General features: G+C 33.0%; 29 protein-coding genes. 15 read left to right on the plus strand and 14 right to left on the minus strand.

Features of this window, described 5'->3' with window-relative positions:
* Position 1: 1 nt before the first annotated feature.
* The 11 genes from FNW52_RS21295 (at position 2) to FNW52_RS10855 (ending at position 9,138) form a co-directional block, all read left to right on the plus strand.
* A complete protein-coding gene (locus FNW52_RS21295) occupies positions 2 to 685 on the plus strand; it encodes an AraC family transcriptional regulator (protein ID WP_143377481.1) in 684 nt (227 codons plus the stop codon).
* Between the two features lie 281 nt (positions 686 to 966).
* Positions 967 to 1,656 carry a hypothetical protein gene (locus FNW52_RS10810; RefSeq protein ID WP_143377482.1) on the plus strand — a complete coding sequence of 230 codons (690 nt, stop codon included), beginning with the start codon at positions 967 to 969 and terminating at the stop codon, positions 1,654 to 1,656.
* A gap of 754 nt (positions 1,657 to 2,410) precedes the next feature.
* Entirely contained in the window at positions 2,411 to 2,659 is a 249-nt protein-coding gene (locus tag FNW52_RS10815; RefSeq protein WP_143377483.1) for a hypothetical protein, read from the plus strand.
* 136 nt (positions 2,660 to 2,795) lie between these two features.
* Entirely contained in the window at positions 2,796 to 3,038 is a 243-nt protein-coding gene (locus FNW52_RS10820; protein WP_143377484.1) for a hypothetical protein, read from the plus strand.
* A 500-nt stretch (positions 3,039 to 3,538) separates the two neighbouring features.
* On the plus strand, positions 3,539 to 4,162 hold the full coding sequence (locus tag FNW52_RS10825) for a hypothetical protein (protein ID WP_143377485.1): 624 nt from the start codon (positions 3,539 to 3,541) through the stop codon (positions 4,160 to 4,162).
* Positions 4,162 to 4,791: a hypothetical protein gene (locus FNW52_RS10830; protein ID WP_255515567.1), complete on the plus strand. Its 630-nt coding sequence runs from the start codon at positions 4,162 to 4,164 to the stop codon at positions 4,789 to 4,791. The genes FNW52_RS10825 and FNW52_RS10830 overlap by 1 nt, the downstream gene beginning before the upstream one ends.
* A 13-nt stretch (positions 4,792 to 4,804) precedes the next feature.
* Positions 4,805 to 5,572: a hypothetical protein gene (locus FNW52_RS10835; protein ID WP_143377487.1), complete on the plus strand. Its 768-nt coding sequence runs from the start codon at positions 4,805 to 4,807 to the stop codon at positions 5,570 to 5,572.
* 39 nt (positions 5,573 to 5,611) lie between these two features.
* Positions 5,612 to 6,232, plus strand: a complete 621-nt coding sequence (locus FNW52_RS10840) for a hypothetical protein (RefSeq protein ID WP_143377488.1) — start codon at positions 5,612 to 5,614, stop codon at positions 6,230 to 6,232.
* 25 nt (positions 6,233 to 6,257) lie between these two features.
* Positions 6,258 to 6,878, plus strand: coding sequence for a hypothetical protein (locus FNW52_RS10845; RefSeq protein WP_143377489.1), 621 nt, complete (start codon positions 6,258 to 6,260; stop codon positions 6,876 to 6,878).
* 212 nt (positions 6,879 to 7,090) lie between these two features.
* Positions 7,091 to 7,759: a DUF1906 domain-containing protein gene (locus tag FNW52_RS10850; RefSeq protein ID WP_143377490.1), complete on the plus strand. Its 669-nt coding sequence runs from the start codon at positions 7,091 to 7,093 to the stop codon at positions 7,757 to 7,759.
* A 527-nt stretch (positions 7,760 to 8,286) separates the two neighbouring features.
* Complete coding sequence (locus tag FNW52_RS10855; protein WP_143377491.1) at positions 8,287 to 9,138, plus strand: hypothetical protein; 852 nt, start codon at positions 8,287 to 8,289, stop codon at positions 9,136 to 9,138.
* A gap of 84 nt (positions 9,139 to 9,222) precedes the next feature.
* On the opposite strand, the gene FNW52_RS10860 is transcribed toward FNW52_RS10855, so the two are convergent.
* The 8 genes from FNW52_RS10860 to FNW52_RS10895 all read right to left on the minus strand — a co-directional run bounded on the left by FNW52_RS10860 (position 9,223) and on the right by FNW52_RS10895 (position 15,927).
* On the minus strand, positions 9,223 to 9,387 hold the full coding sequence (locus tag FNW52_RS10860) for a M3 family metallopeptidase (protein WP_143377492.1): 165 nt from the start codon (positions 9,385 to 9,387) through the stop codon (positions 9,223 to 9,225).
* Positions 9,388 to 9,435: 48 nt separating this feature from the next.
* Positions 9,436 to 10,347 (minus strand): TIGR01777 family oxidoreductase, encoded by a 912-nt coding sequence (locus FNW52_RS10865; RefSeq protein WP_143377493.1) that lies wholly within the window; start codon positions 10,345 to 10,347, stop codon positions 9,436 to 9,438.
* Positions 10,347 to 11,171 (minus strand): hypothetical protein, encoded by an 825-nt coding sequence (locus FNW52_RS10870; protein WP_143377494.1) that lies wholly within the window; start codon positions 11,169 to 11,171, stop codon positions 10,347 to 10,349. The genes FNW52_RS10865 and FNW52_RS10870 overlap by 1 nt, the downstream gene beginning before the upstream one ends.
* A gap of 81 nt (positions 11,172 to 11,252) precedes the next feature.
* The gene (locus FNW52_RS10875) at positions 11,253 to 11,963 is read right to left on the minus strand and encodes a YqjF family protein (protein ID WP_143377495.1); all 711 of its coding nucleotides are present in this window, start codon (positions 11,961 to 11,963) and stop codon (positions 11,253 to 11,255) included.
* 147 nt (positions 11,964 to 12,110) lie between these two features.
* Entirely contained in the window at positions 12,111 to 12,614 is a 504-nt protein-coding gene (locus FNW52_RS10880; RefSeq protein ID WP_143377496.1) for a GbsR/MarR family transcriptional regulator, read from the minus strand.
* 228 nt (positions 12,615 to 12,842) lie between these two features.
* Positions 12,843 to 13,322, minus strand: a complete 480-nt coding sequence (locus FNW52_RS10885; protein WP_143377497.1) for a hypothetical protein — start codon at positions 13,320 to 13,322, stop codon at positions 12,843 to 12,845.
* Positions 13,323 to 13,334: 12 nt separating this feature from the next.
* On the minus strand, positions 13,335 to 14,399 hold the full coding sequence (locus FNW52_RS10890) for a hypothetical protein (protein ID WP_143377498.1): 1,065 nt from the start codon (positions 14,397 to 14,399) through the stop codon (positions 13,335 to 13,337).
* A gap of 115 nt (positions 14,400 to 14,514) precedes the next feature.
* The gene (locus FNW52_RS10895; protein WP_143377499.1) at positions 14,515 to 15,927 is read right to left on the minus strand and encodes a hypothetical protein; all 1,413 of its coding nucleotides are present in this window, start codon (positions 15,925 to 15,927) and stop codon (positions 14,515 to 14,517) included.
* Positions 15,928 to 16,545: 618 nt separating this feature from the next.
* On the opposite strand from FNW52_RS10895, the gene FNW52_RS10900 reads away from it, so the two are divergent.
* From FNW52_RS10900 to FNW52_RS10915, 4 genes are all read left to right on the plus strand, one after another.
* Positions 16,546 to 16,830: a hypothetical protein gene (locus FNW52_RS10900; protein ID WP_221933394.1), complete on the plus strand. Its 285-nt coding sequence runs from the start codon at positions 16,546 to 16,548 to the stop codon at positions 16,828 to 16,830.
* 152 nt (positions 16,831 to 16,982) lie between these two features.
* The gene (locus FNW52_RS10905) at positions 16,983 to 18,767 is read left to right on the plus strand and encodes a hypothetical protein (RefSeq protein ID WP_143377500.1); all 1,785 of its coding nucleotides are present in this window, start codon (positions 16,983 to 16,985) and stop codon (positions 18,765 to 18,767) included.
* A 141-nt stretch (positions 18,768 to 18,908) separates the two neighbouring features.
* Entirely contained in the window at positions 18,909 to 19,166 is a 258-nt protein-coding gene (locus FNW52_RS10910) for a hypothetical protein (protein ID WP_143377501.1), read from the plus strand.
* A 475-nt stretch (positions 19,167 to 19,641) separates the two neighbouring features.
* Entirely contained in the window at positions 19,642 to 20,007 is a 366-nt protein-coding gene (locus tag FNW52_RS10915) for a hypothetical protein (RefSeq protein WP_143377502.1), read from the plus strand.
* Positions 20,008 to 20,063: 56 nt separating this feature from the next.
* On the opposite strand, the gene FNW52_RS10920 is transcribed toward FNW52_RS10915, so the two are convergent.
* The 6 genes from FNW52_RS10920 to FNW52_RS10940 form a co-directional block, all read right to left on the minus strand.
* Entirely contained in the window at positions 20,064 to 22,091 is a 2,028-nt protein-coding gene (locus FNW52_RS10920) for a M3 family metallopeptidase (protein WP_143377503.1), read from the minus strand.
* Between the two features lie 285 nt (positions 22,092 to 22,376).
* Positions 22,377 to 22,862 (minus strand): 5-(carboxyamino)imidazole ribonucleotide mutase, encoded by a 486-nt coding sequence (gene purE, locus FNW52_RS10925; protein ID WP_143377504.1) that lies wholly within the window; start codon positions 22,860 to 22,862, stop codon positions 22,377 to 22,379.
* 12 nt (positions 22,863 to 22,874) lie between these two features.
* Complete coding sequence (locus FNW52_RS10930) at positions 22,875 to 23,453, minus strand: HNH endonuclease domain-containing protein (protein ID WP_143377505.1); 579 nt, start codon at positions 23,451 to 23,453, stop codon at positions 22,875 to 22,877.
* Between the two features lie 3 nt (positions 23,454 to 23,456).
* Positions 23,457 to 24,776 (minus strand): ATP-binding protein, encoded by a 1,320-nt coding sequence (locus FNW52_RS10935; RefSeq protein WP_143377506.1) that lies wholly within the window; start codon positions 24,774 to 24,776, stop codon positions 23,457 to 23,459.
* 66 nt (positions 24,777 to 24,842) lie between these two features.
* Positions 24,843 to 24,989 (minus strand): hypothetical protein, encoded by a 147-nt coding sequence (locus FNW52_RS20745; RefSeq protein WP_185965962.1) that lies wholly within the window; start codon positions 24,987 to 24,989, stop codon positions 24,843 to 24,845.
* Positions 24,990 to 25,054: 65 nt separating this feature from the next.
* Entirely contained in the window at positions 25,055 to 26,212 is a 1,158-nt protein-coding gene (locus FNW52_RS10940; protein ID WP_143377507.1) for a 5-(carboxyamino)imidazole ribonucleotide synthase, read from the minus strand.
* Positions 26,213 to 26,241 lie beyond the last annotated feature (29 nt).

The raw sequence follows: 26,241 nt of genomic DNA on the forward strand, positions 1-26,241 counted from the left end.
AATGAGTATGGCTCAACTGAACCGAAAATTGTCGGCCCAAATTGATTATTCTCCGGCTAAACTTATTTTACATTATAGAATGGAATATGCAAAACAGCTGTTGGATTCTAATTCGCATTCTATAGAAGAGATAGCGAATCAATGCGGATTCAATGGGTTAACTAGTTTCAGTCGTACATTCAAGCAAGAGTTTGGTAGTAGTCCATCAGAATACCGTAAAAAGGCATTAGATGAAACCACTGAACTATGGGATTGGAAAATACCCTTGAGTGAAAATTGCTTTGATCAACTCCTACTACTAAAAGCTAAAAATAGATGGCTAGCCAAATTGTTTACTATTGTCATTGATAATCTCGACAATGAATTGTTTTCTATAGAAGAATTAGCTAGCAAACTATTCATAAGTTCTTCGAATCTAAATCGTAAAGTACAGCATTTGTTTGGGTTTTCTACCGCAAGACTAGTACGTGATTTACGATTACAACACGCAGCCGAATTACTCTCAACACAAAACAAATCTGTTACTGAAGCTGCTTCTCTTGCTGGTTTTTTTGATGTTGCTCACCTTTCACGCTATTTCAAACAAAATTTTGGTTGCTCACCAGGGGAGTATAGAAATGTAAGCGTGTTTTTTTCCTGTATAGATAAATTAAAAGAAGAAGTAATAAGTCAAATTGCTAAGTAGTTGCATGTTTGATACAAAACAAATCAAGTATGCCATGGTAATTTTGACTTATAAAGAAGGAATCGCAGCTGCGGAATAATGTCAGGTAAATAATAAACAGATCATTTATTTTGAAGAAATAAAAGAGAATCGCTTTTTAAATAGAGACAGTCATAGGTGTTACGCAATGTGACATAAGGATAAAAGAAAATATTTAGATTTTACAAGTTTGAAATTAGTTTACTAAACACTTGTTGTGACAAACAATACAGGAAACAAGATGAAAATGTTACCATATAAAAATGACAAAAAAATTAATTAAAAAAATAGATACTATGAAATGTTATATTGTTTTATACTCTCAAGAAGGTTATTTTTTAACTTTTACTAAAAGAGACCTTACTTATTTTTCTCATGATACAAATGAGATATACCCTGATGGACTTTCAATTGAGAATGGTCCAGGTCAATTTGCTTTTCCAGGAGGAGTATTTAATAAGGATGAAGAGCTTTTTAGAGCCTGCTTAAGAAAATTTACAGAAGAATGTGGTAAAGAAATAACTTTTGAGTTTTTTCCTTTGAATCGACTTCAATCGTTATTAACGTTGAGAAATATGATAGTAAACGGAGCTAAATATGAGATTTTATTGAGTTTATTGAACACTGTACCAAACAAGTATCATACTTTATATTTAGAATTTACGACTGATGATTTACGACAAATACAAAATAGTATTGCCAATACAAATATAGCACAGGCAAATCGAGCGAGAATAGGGGTTTACAATAATGTAATTCAAAATTATGATCAGATTTTTAAATACAATCCATTTTGTCCTCTAAATGATGAATTATTCAATCCAGAACTATGGCAAATAAAAAGAGAAATTGATAAAATTAAGTTTTTGTCTAAAAGTCCCATTACAAACGGATATTATGAAATGATTGTATATCTAGCCAACTACATTCTTAATGCAAATACCCCCTATTAAACTTCGAATCGTAATCGTAAAGTTCCGTATTTGTTTGGGTTTTCTACCGCAAGATTAGTACGTGCTTTATGGCTACAACATGCAGCATATCTTTTATGCTATTTTAAACAAATTGTTGGTTGCTCACCTAGATGAGCATAGAAATACAAAGCTGTGTTTTCCTTGAATAGATGGGTTAAAAAGCAACAATGAGTCAAATTGCTAAATAGTTGCCTGTTTCATACAAAACAAACTAACGCTGTCACTGTAATTTTGGCTTATTAGAATTCATCATTTGTACAAATTGATTCTAAAAAAAATCATGGACTGATACTGCAGATTGGGAAATGATTTAAATGTGAGTTTCAAATGAAAAAAAATCCGACAGAAGTACAAGGCATACAATATGCCAAGTTTTATAACAGCTACATTACTGTTGCATTATTTTATTTTGAAATTCAAAAATCTTTAACACAGTGATTATAAATGTTAGCTTTAAAAGGTTAGAAATAGACGTATGGAAAATCATAAATAAGTAGGCATAAAAAGTAATTAACGAAAAAAAATGGTGTATCGCAATTTTTTGCTGGCAATTCTCCAAATAGGACGTTATAGTGAATCTTTATTACCAATTCGGGTGATGTTAGACCACTTAGTGTTAAAGATAAGGTTAAAATAAAGATCGCTAGAGAGTCTAGTGGCTTATAAAAGGTTGTTATAGGTAATAAAGAAAGTCTGTAACAAAGCCTAAATGACAATTAAAAAGATATTTTAAATGTATACATCAATAAGAAATGACACCAATGGTGAACGCAGAGTTTTATTTTCAAACCAAAATGATAATTGGCCTGCGGATGCACAGGCCTGGAAAAGAGCAATAGCGCTCGAAAGAAATCAATCAACAGGATGGGACGAAGACAAAAGATGGTTGCGCTATTACACTGGGCCTACAGCTCACTCTGCAGATATCGACCGAAATGGAGGGACCGGAAATAATGCCATATACAAAATAACTGGAGGGTAAAGGTAAGAGGTGGGTTTAAAGCTTTATTAGTAACGGATAACCATAACAAAATCTAAAGCCCATTAAAACGCTTTTTAGCCTAATCGTTTTAGGCACTTAAGAAAGTCTAATATAAATTTAATATAATTAAAAAACTATGCCACATATAACGATTTTTCCTGGAACCACAGGCAATATAGGTACAAACCAAGTGCCTGGGAATTTACAAATAATAGGAGTTGCAGTTCCTTACACAATAAGTATCGGAGGAAGCCCTGCTGTGGCTCACACAGTTGCTGTCGGTGCCGTTGATAACTATGTAATAAATAATAGAGCCGTGACCATTGTAAATAATTCCGCCCTTGGTATTCCTGCAGGTAATTTAGCAGTAACCTACTGATATAATGATTTTTGAATAAAACCTAAAAATAGACTAAAACAAAGTTTATCCTAATTGTTATAAGTAAAAAATAAACTTTAAAGTGTGAATAAAAACAATATTATAAGGAGAAAGCTTGCTAAATAGATGCCTTTTTCATAAAAAATGAATCGAAAGTCTTAACGTAATTTTAACTTATTAGTATTCCTAATTTGTACAATTAGAATTTTAAAAAAAATTATGAACTGATACTGCAGATTAGAACATGAAAACCAAGAGTAGTTTAAAAAATACAATCTCATTCAACAGTGTACATGGGATTTTTATCTCCAACAAAAAATAGAAGTATAGTTTGATTGATAGGGATTGCATGATAGACTATTCAAGTTGAAATAAAAATGGTAAACCATTTTTAGTGGAGTAGAACCCACTTAAAAAAACAGATTGATTGTCAAACAAGTAAGCATGGTTTAATTATAAAAATAAGAACATGAAAAAAATAAAAAAGAAAGGAGGTCATTATGAGTAGTAGAGATGTAAAAATAACGTATGTCAACAATTCCTTAAACGAGGATATGCCTAGTATTTTCGTTTTTACGCAAAATGAATTGGCATCCTTCAATGCTATTCGTGACGGGGTAGCTTGGAGAGTAATTAAAAATATCGGAAGAAACTCACGGAGTAGTTTTGTTTTCCCATCCCAAACGAGTATTAAAGCCACTTGGGAAGGAGGTGCAAATGAAACCAATCAATTACTTTGTGAAGTAGGAAAACGGTATACTGTGCAAAAAAATGCAACAGGAATTGTGCTACAGCAAGATGGTAATGCGATAAGTCCAATGGATATTGAGTTAATGAATAATATCCAAATGAACAAAGGCATTAGTGCGCTGTTACTTAAAGGAGACAATGTGATTGTAAAAAAAAACATTGTTGCATATGAGCAAAAAGCAACCTTCCAATTGGCTCCTAAAATTTATTGGGGCATTGCCTCCGAAATTCAGGTTTCTCAATCGATATCTTCTGCGGTGTTGGATAGCAACGTGTTTTTTGAACAGGATCTGGCAAACGTAAGTGCTGCAACGGTTTCTTTAAATGGGAATGCGGAGATTGGCTATAACTTTCAAATAGAACACCAAGAATAATGGATAGTTTAGCACTAGGAACAAAGATTTGTTACGTTAATAAATCTGCGAATAAAGACTTGCCGCAGGTATTTATTTTTGCTCAAAATGGGACCTCAAACTTTGATAGTATAGAAGAAGAGGTTGCTTGGAAAGTAATTAAAAATATCGGTAGGGGATCACGAGCTACTTTTTATTATAGTCAAGAATATTGGGTGCAAGCATCTTGGGATAATGACTCCAATAGTACTGCTCAGATTCCGGCCAAGTTAGGGGGTAGGTATCAAGTGATTCAAGACACAACGGGTATTGTGTTGAAGCCAGACGGAGATGCATCAGATGCAAAAACCATTGAAGTGGTAAACGCTATCGAGGTTGCCAATGGAGTGGCGGCTCAGTTTTGTAACAATGATAAGGTGATGTTAGAGAAACGTCAAGTTGGCTATGATCAATCGGCTGTATTTAGACCCTCAAAAAAAATCTATTTTGGATTAGCGTCAGAAATAACGGAAGGGAGTAGTTTGCAATCCGCGGTGATAAGTAGTAGGAAGTTCTTTGAATTGGACCTTACCGGGCTTAGTTATGTGATGATTTCCCTAAATGGGAATGCAGAGAATGGATACCAGTTTCAAATAGAAGGAGGAAGTTAATTCACTTATAAAAATGAACGCCTTCGAATATGAAATATCTGGTATTGCGAACGTAAACCGCATTCTGCCTCCAAAAGGCAACTGGTGTTACCATTTTTTAAAGAATGGTAACATAAGGATTCGTGGAAAACCTTTAGATGCTAATTTTTTTTCTTCAATGAAATTTGAAGAAAAAGTAATAACGAATGGAGGTTATATAGTAAACAATAATAAATTATTAAATAAAAAACAAAATAAAATGAGTGAACCAACAAAAACAGAAACAGCAACAGAGGAGTTGATTAAAATTGAACAAGAAATTGAGACTTTTCTAGAAGTAAACAGTGAAAAAGAATTAGAGAACACCTACTCACAGCTTGATTTAACTTCAAAAAACGCAATTACAGACACAACAACATTTGCAACTCAATTAGAGAGTAGTTTAGGAGGAAAAATAAACAAGGAGATCGAATCAAAGATTAAGCAACTATTGGAAAAGATTAAAAATAATTTAAAATCTGGGAAGGTGTTAAGTGCAGTTTATTCTCCTCCTAGTTGTACTCCAACAGTAACTGGAACTAAAATAACGATAGAGAAGAGTGCTTGCAAGGCTGCAACTTTAGACGTTACCATAGAAGTTATAATTGACGATGTAAAAGTTTTATCTAAAAAAAATTACTCTATTTCAGCGGATTTATTCCCTTCACAAGATGTAATAAATGCGCTATCAGAGTTTTCAGCGGGAAGAGCTTTTCTTAAGGGCTTGACTACCTCTACAGAAACATTTACTCCAGGTCAATAGTTTAACAAAATTAATTAATAACATAAAAACAAATAAATAATGGCAACAGATATTAAAATTACCTACACGAATAAATCGATGAACAAGGATCTTCCAACGGTTTTTGTATTTACTAAAAATGAAACACCAACCTTTGATGTCTTGAAGGAAGGTGTGGCATGGCGTACCATTCCTGATATAGGACGCGGTTCTTCTAGCAGTTTTGTATTCCCAATCGTTACCGAGGTAGGAGCTACATGGCAAGGCGGAATGAATAAGACGCAAATTTTGCCATCAGACATTGGTAAACGTTATACGGTAAGCCAAAATGACACAGGGATTGTTCTTGCGGCAAACGGAAACGCTTCGGATACAAAATCTATTGATGTGAATAACAATGCCAACATCCAAGACGGTGTGAGTGCTTCTTTGTACAAAGACAACAAATTAATGCTTACAAAAAAAATAGTGGGCTACGGTCAAAAAGCCACTTTTGTCCTTAAGCCAAAATTGTATTGGGGTATTGCATCAGAGATTCAAGAAAGTCAGCTAATCAATTCGGCAGTATTGAATACGGATTCCTTTTTTGAGCAAGATTTAGAAGGAGTAACCGAAGTGAATATCTCCTTGAATGGAAACGCAGAAGATGGTTATACTTTCTTAATAGATAGTCAAAAATAATTAATAACATAAAAATAAATAAATAATGGCAACAGATATTAAAATTACCTACACGAATAAATCGATGAACAAGGATCTTCCAACGGTTTTTGTATTTACTAAAAACGAAACACCAACCTTTGATGTCTTGAAGGAAGGTGTGGCATGGCGTACTATTCCTGATATAGGACGCGGTTCTTCTAGCAGTTTTGTATTCCCAATCGTTACCGAGGTAGGAGCTACATGGCAAGGCGGAATGAATAAGACGCAAATTTTACCATCAGACATTGGTAAACGTTATACGGTAAGCCAAAATGACACAGGAATTGTTCTTGCGGCAAACGGAAACGCTTCGGATACAAAATCTATTGATGTAAATAATGAGGCCAACATAGTAGACGGTGTGAGTGCTTCTTTGTACAAAGACAACAAATTAATGCTTACAAAAAATATTGTGGGCTACGGTCAAAAAGCCACTTTTGTTCTTAAACCAAAATTGTATTGGGGTATTGCATCAGAGATTCAAGAAAGTCAGCTAATCAATTCGGCAGTATTGAATACAGATCATTTTTTTGAGCAAGATTTAGAAGGAGTAACCGAAGTGAATATCTCCTTGAATGGAAATGCAGAAGAAGGGTACACCTTCCTGATCGATAGTCAGAAATAAAGTTCATAACTTGTTTATTTAAGTTGTAAAAAGAGAACGTATTCGATTGAGTAGCTACTATCGCCTCTTTAGTAACAAATAGACCTGTCTCTAGAAGATCAATCGTTAAGGATTGTGAACCAGTTTTTAGCTTCAAAAGAAACAAATCCATCACAATTAAAAAGGTGATGGATTTTTTAATGTTTAAAATAACTTAACCAAAGACTAAAAAAATGAAAAATAATTCTCGAAAATTACCAGGAACAGTTCAAAAAGCTACTCCAAACTTAAAAGGTTTTGATACAGACACCGTTGTATCAGCTAGTCAAGCCAATTATTTCAAAAGGATAGGGTATTCTTTTTGTATTAGATACCTCTCTCTTGCTAATGGTCAGCAATCTGGTGACCTCAGTTTCAATGAAGCAAACGATATACTTAAGGAGGGATTAGCTCTAAGTGCAGTCCAGCACGTGGATAGCGCTGGTTGGACGCCTACTAAAAGTCTAGGAACTATCTATGGCAAAAATGCAGCTTCAAATGCCATTTCTGTTGGGTTACCTTTAGGAATGAATCTATGGTGTGATTTAGAAGGTATAGCTACAGGTACATTATCACAAAACGTGATCGATTACTGCAACGCATGGTATAGTGCTGTACAAAAAGGAGGTTATATCCCTGGGATATATGTTGGGGCAAACAGTATTCTTAGTGGTAGCCAATTGTATGAAGATCTTGAATTTCAGCATTATTGGAAATCGTCAAGCAGTGTTCCTGCAATTTCAAATCGGGGGTATCAATTAGTACAATCGCTAGAAAATAAAAATAGTGATAATTTGAGAATTGACACTGACACTACTCAAAATGATGAGTTGGGAGATTCGATGGTATGGCTGATGATTTAGCCCAGATTCTATATGAAAAATTAGCTGTAGCTGAATTTTTAGACAAAACCAAAAACCTACATTTATTTTTTTAATCGAAAGATAAAAGAATTAGTTTAAGAGTTTTATATTTTTTTGTATTCCATGAACTTCGTTTCCTTCTTTAAAAGTATTCGGATAAAGAAGAGGCTGCATATACTTTTTAGACAGTCTTTTAAGCTTTATGTAGCGAATAGTAAATCACCTAATTTAAAACCATGAAGCGGTAAGGATTCAAGTATTACTCTTCATTTGTTTCAATAATTTCTATTGTTTTCAGTCAACTGTTTTTAAAACCAGATAAAAATAACTGGTTTTAAAAACAGTTGTTTTTGTTTAAAAATGAATTACCCGGCAGTTGTTTCTTTGGTATGTTAAAAAGTTGGATGCAACTTACTAAACAGTGGAGCAGAACCCACTTAAATAAACGAACTGTTTCGCACAGTAAAAAGCGAAGGCGTAATCTGAAAAGCCTTATGAGTAGGAGAAACAATTAAATTATAGAAATTATGGCAATTGTAGAAAATATCACAAATCTTATATTTACTCCTGGAGGATCTTATCTCGAAACGAGTAAGTCGGTTAATGTTACGATTAATGCCTTTTGTGCGAAAAGAGATGGCTCTATTGCAAATTCGGCTCCTTTATCTTATACAACTGAGCAGGCTCAATCATTTCCTGATATTGCAAATGATAACGGAAACCTTGTTTCCCAAGTTGTCTCTCCTGGAACCTTGGTAAACGAAATGGGTATTGCAGTTCCAGCGGGTAGCTATCAGAAAACAAGCAGCGAAATTGTTATTACGTTAAGTGCTTTGTGTCAGAAAATTAATGGGACTTGGGTAAATTCAACATTAACCTATAGCGCTAGTGAAGCCCAGAATTATCCGCTAGGTATCGTTAACAATGACGGAAATCTTTCTTTTTCAATGTCATCTATTGTAGGTGCTACAACCATAAATATTGCGTTTCAGGCTACAGGCTGTCAAACGTATTTGAATAATGTAACAGGTTTAATTATCGGTAATATGGTAGCTCCATGTGGGGGTGGATTTTGGTATAATGTTTCTTCTGCCACTTGGACATGGAATAATGATGGGACAAATGTCAATGCATTTGGATTAATGGGGAACTATCAATTCTCTGGAGAAGAAGAAACCGCATACGGTATGATAGTTATTGATCCTACTCAACTTGCTCCTGGAACCTATGATGTCTTGGTTACACTTTCTACTGCCCAAATTGGACCAGGGAACAATATTTTAATGTTTCAAGGGGCTACGGTTAATGGAAAACCTAGTGCGACAGTATTTCCTTGTACTTATCCTGGACAGTCAAGCGCTGAATTCTATACGTGTTAATCTATGCTGAGATCTTTTCTTCGGGCAGGATAAACTAATTTAAAAATAAATGGATTGCTAAAATGCCTTTAGCAATCCATTTATTTATACCAACCCCGCTCTCTTCAATAAAGCATCTGGTTTTGGTCTCTGTGCTCTAAGATGTTTGTACAAAATCATAGGATGTTCGGTTTCTCCTTTTGAACGCACATTTCCTTTGCAATTTTTAATCGTTACTTTGTTAAAAACACCATTCTCTTGAAAAGTCAAAAACAATTTGAACCGGAGCTTCTATTTTTGTGGTTAAGTTTATGGTTGTCATTTTTTTAATAAATTTTGGAATGCTTTTTCTAAAGTGTCAAATTCAAACTCAAAACCGTTTTCTTCAAGTCTTCGGGGAATAACATTCCTGCTTTTTAGGACCAGTTCGGGTTGTGTTCTAATGAAAAAGGCACCAATTTCTAATAAGAGTTTATGAATTGGAATGCCAAATGAAAGACCAATTTCTTTTTGTAGCTTTTTCATAAAGTCATTATTGCTAATAGGTTTTGGAGAAACTATATTTACAACACCAATCAACTCTTTTTGGATAATAAATTCAATGGATCGAGCAAAGTCTTTCTCGTGTATCCAACTTATGAATTGATTTCCTTGCCCTTGCTTTCCTCCGAAACCTATTTTTGCTAAGGTTTTTATAGGAACAAATGCTCCTCCATTTTTACCCAAAACAATTGATGTTCGTAAAGTGGTTTTCAAAGTATTTGGAGTTTCTGTTTCAAAGAAAGCTTTCTCCCAAGACTTTGCAATATTCATAGAAAAGTCATCTCCAATTTCTCCATCAGTTTCATCCATTTGTTTGTCTTCAGAATGTCTGTAAATGGTAGAAGTTGATGAGTTTAGCCAATGTTTGGGTGGTTTTTTGCAATTTAAAACCGCTTGATTCAATATTGTGGTACTATCAATTCTGGAGGAGTAAATTTCTTTTTTGTTTGCTGTTGTATAGCGGCAATCTACAGATTTACCTGCAAGATTGATTAATACTGTGGCATTTTCCAATTCGTTTTCCCAACCTGAAAAGGTTTTGGCGTCCCAATTTATATACTTTATAGTGTCTACAGTTTTAGATTTTCCTCTAGTAAGAATTACAATTTCTTTAAATTTATCTTTGAAGTGATGAAGTAGAACTTGACCCAAGAATCCTGTTCCTGCTGAGATGATTAATTTTTGCATTAGTATAAATTTAAAATAAATAATAAGGCAATAATTCTATAAATGATCCAAGTGATTGATAAGTAGAACGGCAATTCTAAAATTTTAATTCTTCTTGAATGTTCGATTAACATTAGTAAAACGGTTATGCCAAACCAAGTTAAAGTAATTGATTCTGGGATATTAAAAATTGAATTTACAATCAGAATTGGAATAAGCAATAAAGAACCTGTCAATGAAACGGTCATTAAGTTTCCGATGTAATTTAGAATTATTTTCGGATCAAATTTCATCAAAAATAAGCCCTGAAAAACTATTTGTCCCGTTGCAAGAATTAATTCTCTAATAATTGTAGATTTTGGTAAAAGTCTAATTAGATTTGAAAAATTATATAAAACCAATATGGTAATTAGGGTTGCAAATCCAATAAAAATCAATCGGTATTTATAACTAAAATCAGGAACACATTGCAACTTAACTTCGTTCTTGATTTTGCTCGGAATGATTACTTTTCTATTGTATGAAATGAAAGAATAGCCTTTTTTTAGTACAAATTTTATTGGTTTTATATTCCCAACTTTCTCCATCCAAGGAAAGGAATACCCAATGATTTTTAGTAAACTATCAATTCCGTAAATCACGCTTTTATTTTTGTTGTCAATCAGTGCAATTTCGTTTGAAGCACGCTTTACATTTATAAATTGTTGTTCTTCATCGCTTAATTGACAATAAGGTTTCTTTCCGTTTTTGTCCAACATTCCAGCGGCTATAAAGCCAGAAGTATAAACCCGACAAAGAGGACAATCTTCATCGTATAATAGGGTTTGGTTTTCAAGTGTTTTCATATGTAGATAATATTGTTTTTGTTGGAATATGGTATCGCCAGATCTTCATCGGTGTTTGTGACAGCTTTTGTCATGGCGATTTCATTTTATAGTTTTTTTGTTTTCAACCGTGATTTTTGAACCTAATGCCAAGAATGCTGAAATTGGTTTTGCGTCTTGAAGAATTGCAAATGCATCGCCATAATTATTCTTAAAATCCACATCAGTTTTATAGTCAATTACGTTTAATTGTAGCCAACGAGGATGCGTAACTTCGTATTCAAAAGTGGTGTTTTCGTCATATTTGGTATAGCCAAAATAATGTTCTGTTATGAATTCGGCTTCTGAGTTTAATTCAATTTCTGTTTGATTCGGTTTTGTTTCTAATTGAATAGAATTCCACTTATTGTCATTTTTCCATTGGTAAACAAATGTTGTTGAGGTATCATTTTTAGTGATAGAATGTTTCATTTTATTGGTTTGATAATGTTCCTTGTACAAGGAGTTTGCAATAAAAGTAATCGCTGCTTTAGGAACGATTTCTCTAATGAAAACAACACCACACTTCCATTCTCCGTTTTCAAAGCGTTTGACATAAAACCTAAGATTTACTTCTTCAAAGTTGATGTGAAAGGGGATTTTCATGCCCAATACTTTAGTGTTGTTAAACATAAAACCGACTAAGCTTACATAACATTTGTTATCCCAATAATCAATTTCGGTTCCGTTTGGGAGGTATTCTTCTAGTATTTTAGCATCGATTTCGTAGTTGATTAAGGCTAGATTGTTCCAATTTGCGGTTAAGAAGCTCATAGTTTTATTTTTTACATTTTGAACTTTCAGAAAAAAATGAAAGTTTTAATTAAATTTTTTTATTCTTATTTATTTCGTTCTTTGTTATTTGATTTTATTGGTCTCATTGAATAGTTTTTAATCGTTTTATTTTTCATTTGTTTAAAACTATTTCATTATTTTTAAAACCAATCTACCCAGCCAGTTTTCGTTGAATTCCGTCATTTTATCCAGCATATTATCAGCTTTCAAAACAAAATCGTACAATTTGGTCGTTTGATTTACAAAATGTTTTTCTTCGATAGTGTCGTTAACAGTTATGGTCGAGACTTCTTTTAGGATTTTAAGAGCAGGTTTGATTTCACGTTTGCTTCTTTCTCTGGCAATTTTGGAGGCTAATTCGTCTAAATCTTTTTCGGCTGTAAAAAATTCTCTTCGTTCGCCAGCTTTGTATTCTTTATATACAATTCCCCAATCCATCAACGCTCGTAAATTCATACTGGCATTTCCTCGGGAGATTTGCAATTCTTCCATAACATCTTCCATAGAAACAGCTTCGGCAGAAACCATTAACAAAGCGTGAATTTGTGCCATGGTTTTGTTAATGCCCCATTGCGAGCCTAATGCGCCCCAAGTTTGTACAAACTTATTTTTTGCTTCTTTGTGATTCATTTTTGTTGTTTTTTTAATGGTCAAATGTAATTTGAATAAAAATACTCATTAGCATAGTACAAATGTAAATAAAAGTTTTTAAAGTTTCAAAAATAAATGAAAGTTTGTTTTTAAAATGAAACCCGAAATATTTCTACTTCGGACTCTATAGGTTACAAGTATTTTGTAATTTAGGATTTCTTTCGAAATAAACCTTTTTTTAGGGAAAAAGATTAAAAGGTACTAAGCTTATTGCTTTCTTAGAATAATCGAAAAACCACTATCAAAAAACGATTCGGATTTACTACTTAGTTTGAAATCAAAAGTGTATTTTCCGTCTTTTGGCGCAATGAACTCTTTGTTTTTTAATTCGAATTGAAAATTTTCTTTGTGAATTAAGGTATCTTTATCATCAAAATTCTTTTCAACAACATCTTCTTCGCTTGCTTCTGAATTGATGATATGCTCCGATATAGGGAACAAACTATCAAACTCAATTTGTTTGTCATTTTCTTCGATTAGGTATTTAATTTTAAAATTGGGTACTGCGTTTGGAATATTGCATTTTGTCCAAATGGCTATTTTTTCGCCTTTTTTAAGTTCAATTTCATTTGAGGATGTAATGTTCTGATCACTCAATGGTATTTCTGCTAAATCTTCACCCAAGGATTGACATCCAAAAATAAGTATAGGAAGGATAAGCAGTATGCTTTTAATTGTAATTTTCATATTTTAATTTTTTTAAGACGGAATACCTAAAGTTTTATTTTTCGAGTAATAGTTGAACATTTTTATATAAAAGTCTTTTGTAAATTGCGAAACATCTTTAGATATGATATAAAAATTTTTGCCTTGGTACTCAATATGGCAAATTAATTTAGCACTCTCGGTTTCATATTCTGCACTGCTAATTTTTACAACATCAACATTTTCTATTTGATTTAAAGTGTATTTGTTGTTTGTTTCATAGTCAAAAAAAGTACTTTCAAAATTTTCATGAATAGCATCGGGCAAATTAAAGTTGATTACGTTTTTAGACTTAATTGCATCCAAAAAATTAAGATACGTTTCATTCATAGCCAGATTTACTCTATATAAATTGGCGCTAGAGTTTGGAATGCTAACATTTTCATTACAGTTTAAAAAAGCTTTTATTTCTTTATTGATGTTACTATAAGGTTTTGTTATAAAGTTTATTTCTGCGGTTGAGGTATTAGCAACATATTGTTCCCAGGAATTAAAGGGGGTGTTTTTATACTCTTTTTTAAATATATTTTTTCCATTTTTCAGCATGTGTATAGCTAAATTCAGTCTTTCTTTTGGTGTTAAATCTTCTCCATAACCAGTTATTTCGGCTTGATAAACCAAATAGCTTTTTAAAACTGAATCATATCCGAAACAAATTACTTGAATTTCTTCGCCATAAATAATGCTATTGGCATCTTCGTAATAAATAGGCTCTTGCTGGGAATCATTCGTTTTTAAATCTTTTTTGATGTCCTCAACTGTTAATAAATTAGGGTTGCTTTCTTTTATAATTGACACTTCTTCTTTTGCTAAATGTGTATATCCGGTTAATGCTGACTCTAGCTCGACCACTATTGTTTTTTCCTTTGCAACGCAATTTAATTTACCATATTTTAAGTCTATTTGGCCTTTGTTATATTCGGTGGTGTTTGCTTGATAGTAGTCTGGAATCGAAATACTGTATTTATTAGGCTCGGAGTAGTTTGCCAAATTAACTTTCAAATTCAATATGGTATGAACTTCAAGTTTTGTGATGGTATTTTTTTCTTCGATTGGCATTACAGTTTCTTCATTTGAATATCTTTTGCAGCTAGATATTGAGTAAGTTAAAATTAATAAAAAAAGAAATTTCGGGTATATAGTTATATTGATTTTCATAGTTCTGATTTTGCGTTTAATTAAATTTTTCAATGTTTACTATCAGTTTTTCTTGGTTTTTACTGCTCGAATAAGCAACATAAAAGCACTTATGCAAAACATAATAAATAACATAATAAACAAGGAAAATAGCAAAGCTGGATAGCCATAGAAATGATAGTATTTTGTCTTTGAAGAAAAATAGATAGCCTTCAGTAAAATCAAAAAAGGCTTTTATCTTTTCAAAATATAAAAATAGGACTAATGCAAAAGGAACAATTTTTGTCGAAATCTTGAAACGAGCCACTAAAAATTGAGCCAAAATACAAATAGGAATTTTTATTAAATCATTGGTCTCTTTGACCTCCTTTTGAAAATAATCATAAACCAAAAAAGCAGTTATGAGTAAGCAGTAAATAGTTAAATGAAGGTTTTTGTTCTTCTTTAAATTATCAAAATATTGTAAGGTATAGCCTGTTTTTTTTGATAATAACAAGACCAAAAACGGTATTGTGTTTATAAGAGGAGCAAGAGTTAATGTATTTAAAATTCCGAAATACTTTTTTAGGGAATATCCTCGAAACTGAATTAAATTACCCAAAAATCGGCCTGAGTAGAATAATAAAAAATAACTTGACACCAATTTGCTTATCTCTGAAAAGTTAAACTCTTGAGAATAAACTGAAATCGTAAATATAGATTGCCCTAAATTTAATAAGGTTAGAAATAAAATCGAAAAACTGATAATAAATCCCCAGTTAAAGAAGCTTTTGTCAATAAATTGCTCTTCGATAGGTTTAATTAAGCTTTTAATTTCGCCAAATCTATTGGTTATGTAGAAAAAACCAATCACTATAAATAAAATTTTGAATGTATTGATAAACTCGATTATTGTTACCAAAATATCCTGAATGTAAGGCTCGCTAAAGTTTAAAAAAGTAAAATATTGAAATATATCATCTACCTCGACATCAATAACATTAATTAGAACCAATGAAATTAAAAATGCGAAAAACCAATTTGTTTTTTTTGAAGAATGAGCGTTTTCTAATTTGAAATATTGTTTTACAAAATAAAGAAAAGGCAACATAAAAGTAATAAATTGTACTAATTTGTAGATGTAATCACTTTTGTACCAAATGTATTTATAAAGAATTGATGTAAAGTGATAATCTAATAAAAACGAAATGTCATTCCTGAAAAAACACGGAATGCTCAAGGCTTGCAAAATCATCCCAACTTGTATTTTTTTGTTTTTGTAAAAATACCAAGCAATAATCAAAGAATTAAAGAACCAAAATAGTGTGCGAAAAAGCTGTTTGAAAAAAGGTGTGTTTGGAGTAAACATATCGATAAAATACAGAATCATACTGATGGAAAAAAGTACAACTCCGAAAATCCAAATTTTGTTGATTACCTTATTTTGAGTTTCACTAAAATGTGCTTTCATAGCTGGATAAATTAAATGTGAGGCTTTTATTATTTTTGCAAAAGTATCGTATTTAAAATTATTACAAAGTAAAATGTAATATTTCTTACTTTTTTTATGATTTGAAACTTTGTCTATATTTGTTATAGAGTATAAAAAAATTATTTCGGCTTCTGGTTGCATCAAGGATCAATTCGAAATCGAATATATTCTCTAAACTAAACATATTAAAAACTACCATACTCGGCAATATTTCTAGAAAAACAAATAGATTTAGCCCAATTCTATAACCAAAAATAAATTGGTAAGTCCTGTAATTAAAAACACTCATTGTTTTTTATTCTTTTTTGCTTGTGACTCTTTTTTTTGTTTATAAGTCTCTCTTGTACATTGTTTTATCTCTTTCGTGACAACTATTTTCGTGACAGTCTCATTTTTTAAGTAAGAGCTCAAAATGGGATGTAGTTTTACTTTGGAAAGGCAATGAAATAGAGAAGATAAATTGGCTACTCTACATTAGTATTCTCAATAATAATTTTCTTTTTAGATCTAAAAAAATGGAGTCCAGAAACCATTTCAAAAACGGGGAGGAAACTGAAAAGCCTTAAGAGTAAGAAAAACTATCAAATTATTGAAATTATGCAAAATCAAACCGAAACAAATCATGTAGAAATGGTGGGAGGATGGTCTCCTTATCGTAACCTAACAACAGAAGATAAACTTGTATTCGACGAAGCTTTTAAAGGTTTTGTTGGAGTAAAATATTCTCCAACAGCAGTTTCGACTCAAGTCGTAGCTGGAACTAATTACCGTTTTAAATGTACTGCTCAAGTTCCACCTTCTGAGGTTATTTGGGAGGCTATAGTTGAAATTTTCAGACCGTTAGTTGGTACTCCATACATAACAGGCATAGTAAGGATTTAAAAAGTGAAAACCAAGAGTATAGTTTTATATCTATTTTTATAAGTGCATATTCTTGAATATCAGTTTGTAATAAAAAGCAGCTTTTGATGAGTTGCTTTTTCTTTTCATTGATTGCTCTCAATCTATCTAATAATTTTAATACCAATTTAAAAGTGAAAAAATCATTCCAAAAAATAACAATCACTACCGCAGTAATTGTTATAAGCTTATTTTTTGCCTGCAAGAAAAATGAAGTTGCAGCCTCTAGCTATTTGCCTCAAGATGTAAAAGAATCTTGTACTATCTCTCCAACAGAGTTTGATTCTTGGTTTGCAACGGGCAAAGTATCCGAGAATGGTTTGGTAAAACCAGCCAGTAGTGTAGATTTTCCGCACAATAATAATTGTGATTTCTATAAATGGTCTGAGCAAATGTTCCTTTGGATAACCTCTCCTTCCTCGGGCGAGTATGGCAGTGGAGGCACTGTCATGGAATCGCCAGAATTTTATACAGTTACGCCAGAAAATAACGGGCAACGAGAATTGATTTCGCACAAAAAAGGGGAACTTCTTAATATGTCGAGCCATATTACCCAAAATGGACCAAATCGATTGCCTATTATTTTTGATAAAAAGGGGCAAATGTACGAGGTAGAAACTCTTGCCGAGGAGACAACAGAGAAAATGTTAGTATTGAATAGTACTGGCCAAAAAACTGAGTTTGATCACCTAAAGGCCAATGCTTCTGGAGGAATTTCGTTTTTTGACAAAAGAGGCAATGAAATAAGAAAAGTTAAACCCATTTTTAAAAGAAAATACAAGACCAAATTTATTCTGCAAGAATTTAAGCTGGGCAAAAAATCAGTCTTTTTAGATTCAAATGGGGACATTATAGATACCGAAACTGGGCAAGCCACTGGAGATGCACTCATGACTGTAAACGGTTCTTTGGTTTATTATATTTCGATGGTAAACGATGTGTATGCTTATTTCCTTACGGGAGCAAAAGACGGAAAACTTAATGGAAGTCAATTTCCAACAGATTCAATAGGACGAAATGCTATTATTGCTTATGCTAAAGCACAGGGTAAAACACTAAAAAACCCTGATGCCTTAGCCATTGAACTCAAAATGTCGTGGGTTGAAGCGTCATCTATCAAAGACTTGTCTAACTATATTACTATTGATGCGAGAATTCCAACTTATGATACAATAAATCCAAAAAAATGGACTCCGAATGGCGAAAGAATAGCAAAATTAGCACTTATAGGGGTGCATGTGGTAGGCAGTGTTGCGGGGCATCCAGAAATGATTTGGGCTACTTTTGAACATCTAAAAAACGCACCAAATGCTTCTTATACTTACGTTAATAAAGAAAACAAAATTGATACAGTACAACAAGATGGGGGCAATGATTGGTTGTTGAATAATGATGCAAAGGATACTGTTGTTAATGTCTCGCATATAAAGGATAAATCAGGAAATCTTGTCAGCGTTTATTACGATAATGATACAAAGGATACTCTGAGATTTACCGTAAGTCCTAGCAATACACTTAGAACCAAGCCTTGGGGTGTTGCGCCAACTGGAGTGCCAAATCAAAGAAACAAAAATGCCGCGGAATCGAACAGCGAAATTATTTCTATAAACAATAGTGTGATTAATAAGCTCTTGGGCAATGATGTTCGCAAGAATTATATACTAATAGGTGCTACTTGGACTGAAGGCGGATTTGGACCAAGCGGAGCGTCTTACTCTGCTCAGAATACTACCAAAGGTGTCGCCATTGGTACAAGTCAACTTGCGAACAGTACTATGGAAACCTATTTTCAACACGGAAAAGATTTTTACACAAATGGTTCTTGTTTTTATTGTCATTCAGGAAATAATGGGCTGGCTCCAAGTGATTTGAGTCATATTTATGAAAAATTAAATCCGCTAGTTTTTAAAACTAAATAATCAAAGAAGCGATCAATTTAATACTTAAATAAATTATAGAAACAATTCTAGAAGCACTTGCAGATGGTTACAAAACCAAAGTGATACAAGTGTCTCAAATTAATAAAGCTCCAATTCGAGGGTCTTTCTTAATCTCTGCCTATGCAGAAATATACGAAAAAGTGCAATATAGGTACCGAAGCGGTTTTGAGCCGTTGGAATTCTAAATATTGTGCCAATTGCCAAACGCATATAGAAGTTAAAGCCCATTTTGAACTGCCCGTAAAGGAAGAGCAATTAGAAAATGGGATATTAAAATCGAATATCCATGATTCTATACAAATTAAAATTTTAGGCCGTGATGGATTGCTGAAAAGTAATCGTAAGAGACCAGTAAACTATCGTTTTGATGTTTTGTAAAACAATAAGCATGAGCATTTAAAAAATATCGGAGAAATACGCTCCGATATTTTTTTTTTTGAATTTAAAGGAAAAGCATAGATGTATAGCTATAAGCATGGTTTTGATGAGATAGTTTATTTTCGAAAAACCCAGCTTTCTATGTAGATTATTCAATAAAAAAATAAAAGGAAATTCATTTTTGAGTGAACCTCTACAGTATTGTTTTTTCAAGCGGTTATCAGTTGTTTTCGTGCATTATTTTACTTCCTTCATGACAACTATTTTTAGTTCAGTTACATTTTTTACTTTAGAATATAAAAGAGCACGTAGTTTTACGTGTTGTAGAAAATGAAATCGAGTAAAATTAGATTTCAATTATTGTTCGTAAAGATGTTTTTTAGAACAAAAAAAGCAAAGACAGAAGCCACTTTGTTACGAGACTGGAATTCGAATAGCTATAAACAAAGTAGAAAACAGGTAAATTTCCATTATTATGACTAGAAAAATAGAAATAACAGTGTACAATCATACAGAGCATATTATGTATGTAAAAAAGAAAGGTCTGACTTATGGACAATGGCTCGTAGAACCTTTTTCTATTGGTTCTGGGGATTCTAGACAATTCTCAGCCGAAAAAGAAATTGGAGATCGTCAAGGTACTGAGGGATTTGTTTTGTATGAATGCGAAAAAAGATCTTTTGCAATTATGTTTGAGAAACCTTATGGCAAAGGAGATTCGTTTATAAAAGTTACTGATATAGAAGGATTGTTGATAGAAGTTAACGAAATTATAAAATACACTGAAGTAACTTCTGGTTCAGTAGAGCTGGTAGAAGTATTGCAAGAACAGGAGGCGTAATTTGATATAAAAAAACCGAAGTATTACTACCTCGGTTTAAATCTGAATTTATAAAGCTATAGCAACCCCGCTCTTTTCAATAAAGCGTCTGGTTTTGGTTCTTGTCCTCTAAAACGTTTGTACAAAATCATAGGATGTTCCGTTCCTCCTTTTGAAAGTACATTTTCTTTGAATTTTTCGGCGATTTCTTTGTTAAAAATACCATTTTCTTGAAAATAATCAAAAGCATCGGCATCCAATACTTCAGCCCATTTGTAACTGTAATATCCAGAAGAATATCCCCCTTGAAAAATATGTGAAAAGGCAGTACTCATAGCATTTTCGGCTACATCTGGATACAATTGGGTAGCAGCAAATTGTTCGGTTTCGAACGCTTTTAAGTCGGTAATACTGGTTGGGTCTTGTCCGTGCCAAGCCATATCCAACAATCCAAAACTCAATTGACGCATCGTTGCCAAACCTTCTTGAAAACTCGCGCTCTCTTTTATTTTTTGCACATATTCTTGCGGAATCACTTCCCCAGTTTTGTAATGGTGCGCAAACAAAGCCAAAGCCTCAGGTTCATAGCACCAGTTTTCCATAATCTGACTTGGCAATTCTACAAAATCCCAATAAACTGATGTTCCCGAAAGATTCGGATATACTGTATTGGCCAACATGCCGTGCAAACCGTGACCAAATTCGTGAAACAAGGTTGTCACTTCATTAAAAGTCAAAAGAGATGGTTTGGTCTCGGTAGGTTTTGTAAAGTTGCAAACATTCGAAATGTGTGGTCTTTCGTTCTTGCCGTCTTTGATGTATTGCGATTTGAAAGAAGTCATCCAAGCACCGTTTCGTTTCCCTTTTCTCGGAAAAAAATCGGCGTAGAAAACAGCAACCAATTCGTTGTTTTCGGCTCTTACCTCATAAGTTGTTACTTCTTCATGGTATTTATCAATGTCGAAAATCTCGGTAAATGTCAATCCGTATAATTTTTGAGCAATGGTAAAAGCGCCATTCAATACTTTTTCTAATTGAAAATAGGGTTTCAGTTTCTCATCATCCAAATTGAACAATTGCTGTTTCAATTTTTCTGAATAATAAGCGCCATCCCATTTTTCAAGCTGTTCGATACCGTCTAAGGCAGCGGCGAAAGCCGATAATTGATCAAATTCTTTTTGCGCTGCAGGTTTGGCCTTGGCCAATAAATCAGTAGAGAACGATAATACTTTCTCAGGACTTTCGGCCATACGTTCTTCAAGGACAAAATGAGCATGAGTTTTATATCCCAAAAGATTAGCTCTCTCGAAACGTAGTTTGGCAATTTTTAAAACAATTTCCTGATTGTCAAATTCGTTATTCTGGAAACATCTGGCACCAAAAGCAATAGCCATTTTTTTACGCAATTCGCGATTGTCAGCATACGTAACAAACGGAATATAACTAGGATGGTCTAAAGTAAAAATCCAACCTTCCTTTTCTTGGGCTTTCGCCAAAGAACGAGCGGCTTCGATAGTTCCTTCTGGTAAACCCGCTAAATCTTTTTCGTCGGTAAGTAGCAATTCGAAAGCATTGGTTTCGGCCAAAACATTTTCGCCAAATTGCAAGCTCAATTTTGATAATTCTTTGTCAATTTCTCTTAATTGGTTTTTCTTGTCTTCGTTCAAGTTAGCACCGTTTCTAGAAAAACTCTTGTATTGTTTGTCAAGAAGGGTGGTTTGTTCGGGATTTAAGTTCAAGGAATCTCTTTGGTCGTAAACCGTTTTTACTTTGGCAAATAAGGCGGCATTCAAACGAACATCATTCCCAAATTCAGATAATAAAGGAGAAACGTCTTGAGCTATTTTTTGCATTTCGTCACTCGTTTCAGCCGAGTTTAAATTGAAGAAAATACTCGAAATTCGGTCTAAAGTATCTCCGCTAAAAGATAAGGTTTCAATTGTATTTTCAAAAGTAGGATTTTCCGCGTTGTTTGAAATAGCGTCAATTTCGGCTTTAGCCAAAGTAATCGCCTCTTGAAATGCAGGCAGGTAATTTTCGTTTTTTATTTTAGAAAATGGCGCAGTATCTAGCTTGGTGCCAAATTTTTGAAGTAGTATATTCATGATTATAGGCTCTATTTTGTTTCAAACAATTGGTTATTATGGCTTTGTGTTTTTATGTTTTGAAAATAAAAACAAGAAAAATTTGTTAAAGTTTTCAAACGCTATGTATTTAATCGGCTATTTGTGTACTTTTGTCGAGTAGTTAATTCCCAGATGAATTAATACAGTCGAAAATATAAACTCTTTTTGTCCCAAATAAAAAGAAGAGAATATTGATAATCCTAAATTTCCCCAAGTTTAGAGTTTAACAATATCAAAAAAAGCTCCTAGTCATAGGAGCTTTTTTTATTTATTCAAGTTTTCCGAAGATTTATAAACCGCTTCTTTCAGTCCTTCTTTATAGGATATGATTTTATCCAAAACATTTTTGTCGGAACTACCAATAATTTGAGCGGCAAGAATTCCGGCATTTTTTGCTCCGTTTAAAGCGACAGTTGCTACAGGAACTCCACCCGGCATTTGCAAAATTGATAGTACACTATCCCAACCATCAATAGAATTGCTTGATTTTACGGGAACACCAATCACCGGTAACGGAGACATTGAAGCTACCATTCCAGGTAAATGTGCAGCACCTCCAGCTCCGGCAATAATCACCGAAATGCCACGAGTATGGGCATTTTTACTGAAATCGAATAATTTCTCTGGGGTTCTGTGTGCCGATACAATGTCGACTTCTACAGCTATATCAAATCCTTTTAAAATGTCTATGGCATCTTGCATTACAGGCATGTCTGAAATGCTTCCCATGATTATGGCTACTTTGCTCATTGTTTTTTTAATTTATTTTGGTTCTGGGATCATTTCCCAAATGTTTATTTTGAATTCTTCTTGAATTGCTCTTAGGTACTTTATAGAATCTATTTCGGAGTTTATTTTTTCTTGAAAATAATCTTCACTAGGAATGTCTTTTTCTTTGATTCGATCTTTCCTTCTTTCGATATATTTCTTTCTGTTTTTTACAAAAATTTCATCGTTAAGATTCAGCAAATCTATTAGGTTTTTAGTGGCAATATCTTCTGGATTGTAGAAAAAATATCCTTCAGAATAAATTAATCTTTGTTCGAAATCGTCTTCAGTTGGATGTAATATAGGTTCAATCCAATTGGTTCTTTTTAAGTTGTTCGGTTTGTGTTTTACCATAAACCAATTTTGATAAGAATCAGTATCTAAATATTTTAGATTCGGATTGAAATGTTCAATATCTACAGCATCATTTATACCAATGTATTCTTCGGTGTAAGCACAGAAGTTTTTTTGTTCTTTTAATAGTATGGCGCTTAATTTTTTATTTGCTCCTTTTTTGTAGCTAATTTTTTTTTGGATTACTTCGGAATCGGAGGTTTTAATTATTCTCTTCATACTTTAAAAGTTATACTCCTCCCCAATTTTTTCTAGTTTTTCGGCATATTCTTTTTTGATTTTTTCATCTTTCTCAAAAAATATTTTTTGCTTCAATTCTAAATATTCATTGTACTTTGCTTGACCAAATTTATTGATGTAATTGATGCCAAAATCGTTATAAAGCATATCATTTGGGTCATCGCCAATTGGAGAACTTCCTCTTCGCACGGCTACTTTTCCTTCTTCATCAAAATATAAAATAAACCTTTCGTCTGGTTCAAAAGATGCTGCAATAAATGGTGAATGAGTTGCAACTATAAACTGCGCCTCAGGAGCAAGATTTTGATAATGATCCATTAAGTCCATTTGCATGTCAGGATATAATGAACGTTCGGGTTCGTCAATCAAAATGATGGAATCTTTTGTGTCTAATTTGAATAATGGTAGGAATGATAATAACAACCCTTTTGTTCCTGTACTTGTATTTTGGATTGGGATAATCCCATTTGTTTTTTTATTTTTTATTGGGATTGGATATTCAGTATTAACTATATCTACCTCTAAATACAGTTTTTCTAAAAGAGGATTGAATTTTTTGGCGAATAATTCTACTTTGTTTGGGTTTTCTTTTTGCCATTTTTGAATTTCAGAACCTAAACTTGATAAATCAACAGAGCCATCTTTAATGTGAATTAATTCAGATATTTTTTGCGTAAAATTTTTACGGTATTCCAAAATTTCACTCAGAAGAAATAGCCAAATTTCAGGATTAACATCATCGTTAAAAAGGACATTTCTATTATTAAAATTGTTGTCTAAAATATTTTCAAGGTTGACCTCGTTTTTTTTTCGATATATTTCAATTAAATCAATTGGGTTTTTTGTAAAAACATCTATGTTATTGTCAGAAATTAAATTGGCTTTGAAGTAAAAAACATTTTCTTTTTCTTTTAATGGAGGTAGTTGTTCAGTCTCAAAGTTAGAAAGTTTTTCTTTTTTTTGAAATTCATAAAATACGGGTTCAATATTCGTTTTTCCTATTGTGAAAGTACGATTTATAGTGTCGGATATAAAATTGATTATTCCAGATAAAATATTATCAGGGTTGTTATAGTTTGGTATTTTATTTTCTGTTATCTCTTCAAATCTAACTGCATTTTGCAATCTACAAGATTCTTGATAAATCAACTCCAACAAACCAGTCTTCCCACTTGCACTTTGTCCAATAAAGCATATTTTATCCAATGGCTGACCTTTAAATTCACCACTTTGATACGTAAAGTCAAAAGTTAGATTTTCTAAATGTCTATATTGGTCTATGTGTAATTTTGAAATTTTCATTTATTGAATTTTTACAAATTTAGCTAAAATCTTCGATTATGCGGTTGATAAGAAATCTAACCAGAATTATAGTTTTTTTGAATCCTCATCCAAATCATTGACAAGAGTATCGATAGCTTCAAATTCTTTTAAGACTTCCATTGAACTCTCTCTTACTAAAATGCTTTCGTGTTTTAGTTTTTCCTTTAATTCTTGATTAGTTTTTCTTTTCATAAGATTTACTTGCTAACATTCGGCTATTGTAAACTTGAAAACTGCGACTGAATACTGACCACTAATTACTGACCACTAATCACTCGTATCGTATTCTTCACATCCTCGGCAATTCTTCTCGCTTCGTTTATGTCTTCGTTTACAATTGTTACATGTCCCATTTTTCTAAAAGGGCGTGTTTGTTTTTTACCGTAAATATGCGGTGTCACTCCACTCCAGCCTAATATTTTTTCTATGTTTTCGTAAATGACATCTCCAGAAAAGCCTTCTGCTCCCGAGAGATTGACCATAATTCCAGCTACTTTACTCTCTGTGTTACCCAAAGGCAAATCAAGAATCGCACGCAAATGGTTTTCAAATTGTGAAGTGTAACTGGCTTCAATAGAATAATGTCCTGAATTGTGCGGGCGAGGAGCCACTTCGTTTACCAAGATTTCATCATCTTCGGTCTGGAACATTTCAACTGCCAATAGACCAACGTGATTGAATTGCTGTGAAACATTCAAGGCAATAGCTCTTGCTTTTTCGGCTACTTTATCGTCAATTCGAGCAGGACAAATTACGTATTCCACTTGATTGGCTTCTGGATGAAATTCCATTTCAACCACTGGATATGTTTTTATTTCTCCCTGCGGATTGCGACAAACAATTACAGCCAATTCATTTTTGAAAGGCACCATCGTTTCTGCAATACATTCTACATTGGGTAAATTTTCTAAATCAGCCGTTTGACGGATCACTTTTACGCCGTTTCCGTCATAGCCAAATTCGGTACATTTCCAAACAAAAGGAAGTTGAATATTAGAATCTACCAGATCAACCACTAAATCTTTTAATGATGCATAACGCTTAAAAGGAGCTGTTGGGATATTGTTTTTTATATAAAATTCTTTCTGAATGCCTTTGTTCTGAATTAATTTCAGTGTTTTTGGAGAAGGATATACTTTTAGACCTTCGTTTTCCAATTTTTCCAGAGCTTCCAGATTAACCAATTCAATTTCAAAAGTCAAAACATCTACTTGTTTTCCAAAATTGTAAACCGTTTCAAAATCCATCAAGTCGCCTTGAAAAAAGTGATTACAAGCGATTTTGCATGGCGCTTCGTCACTAGGATCGAGTACATAGGTTTGAATGTCAAATTTTCGGGTATCAAACAATAGCATTTTACCTAATTGGCCACCACCGAGTATGCCTAATTTGAAATGGGATGAAAAATAGTTCATTGTGATTGTGTTTACTTTGTCTGTTCGGC

The sequence above is a fragment of the Flavobacterium sp. ZT3R18 genome (assembly GCF_007097385.1).
Lineage (GTDB): Bacteria > Bacteroidota > Bacteroidia > Flavobacteriales > Flavobacteriaceae > Flavobacterium.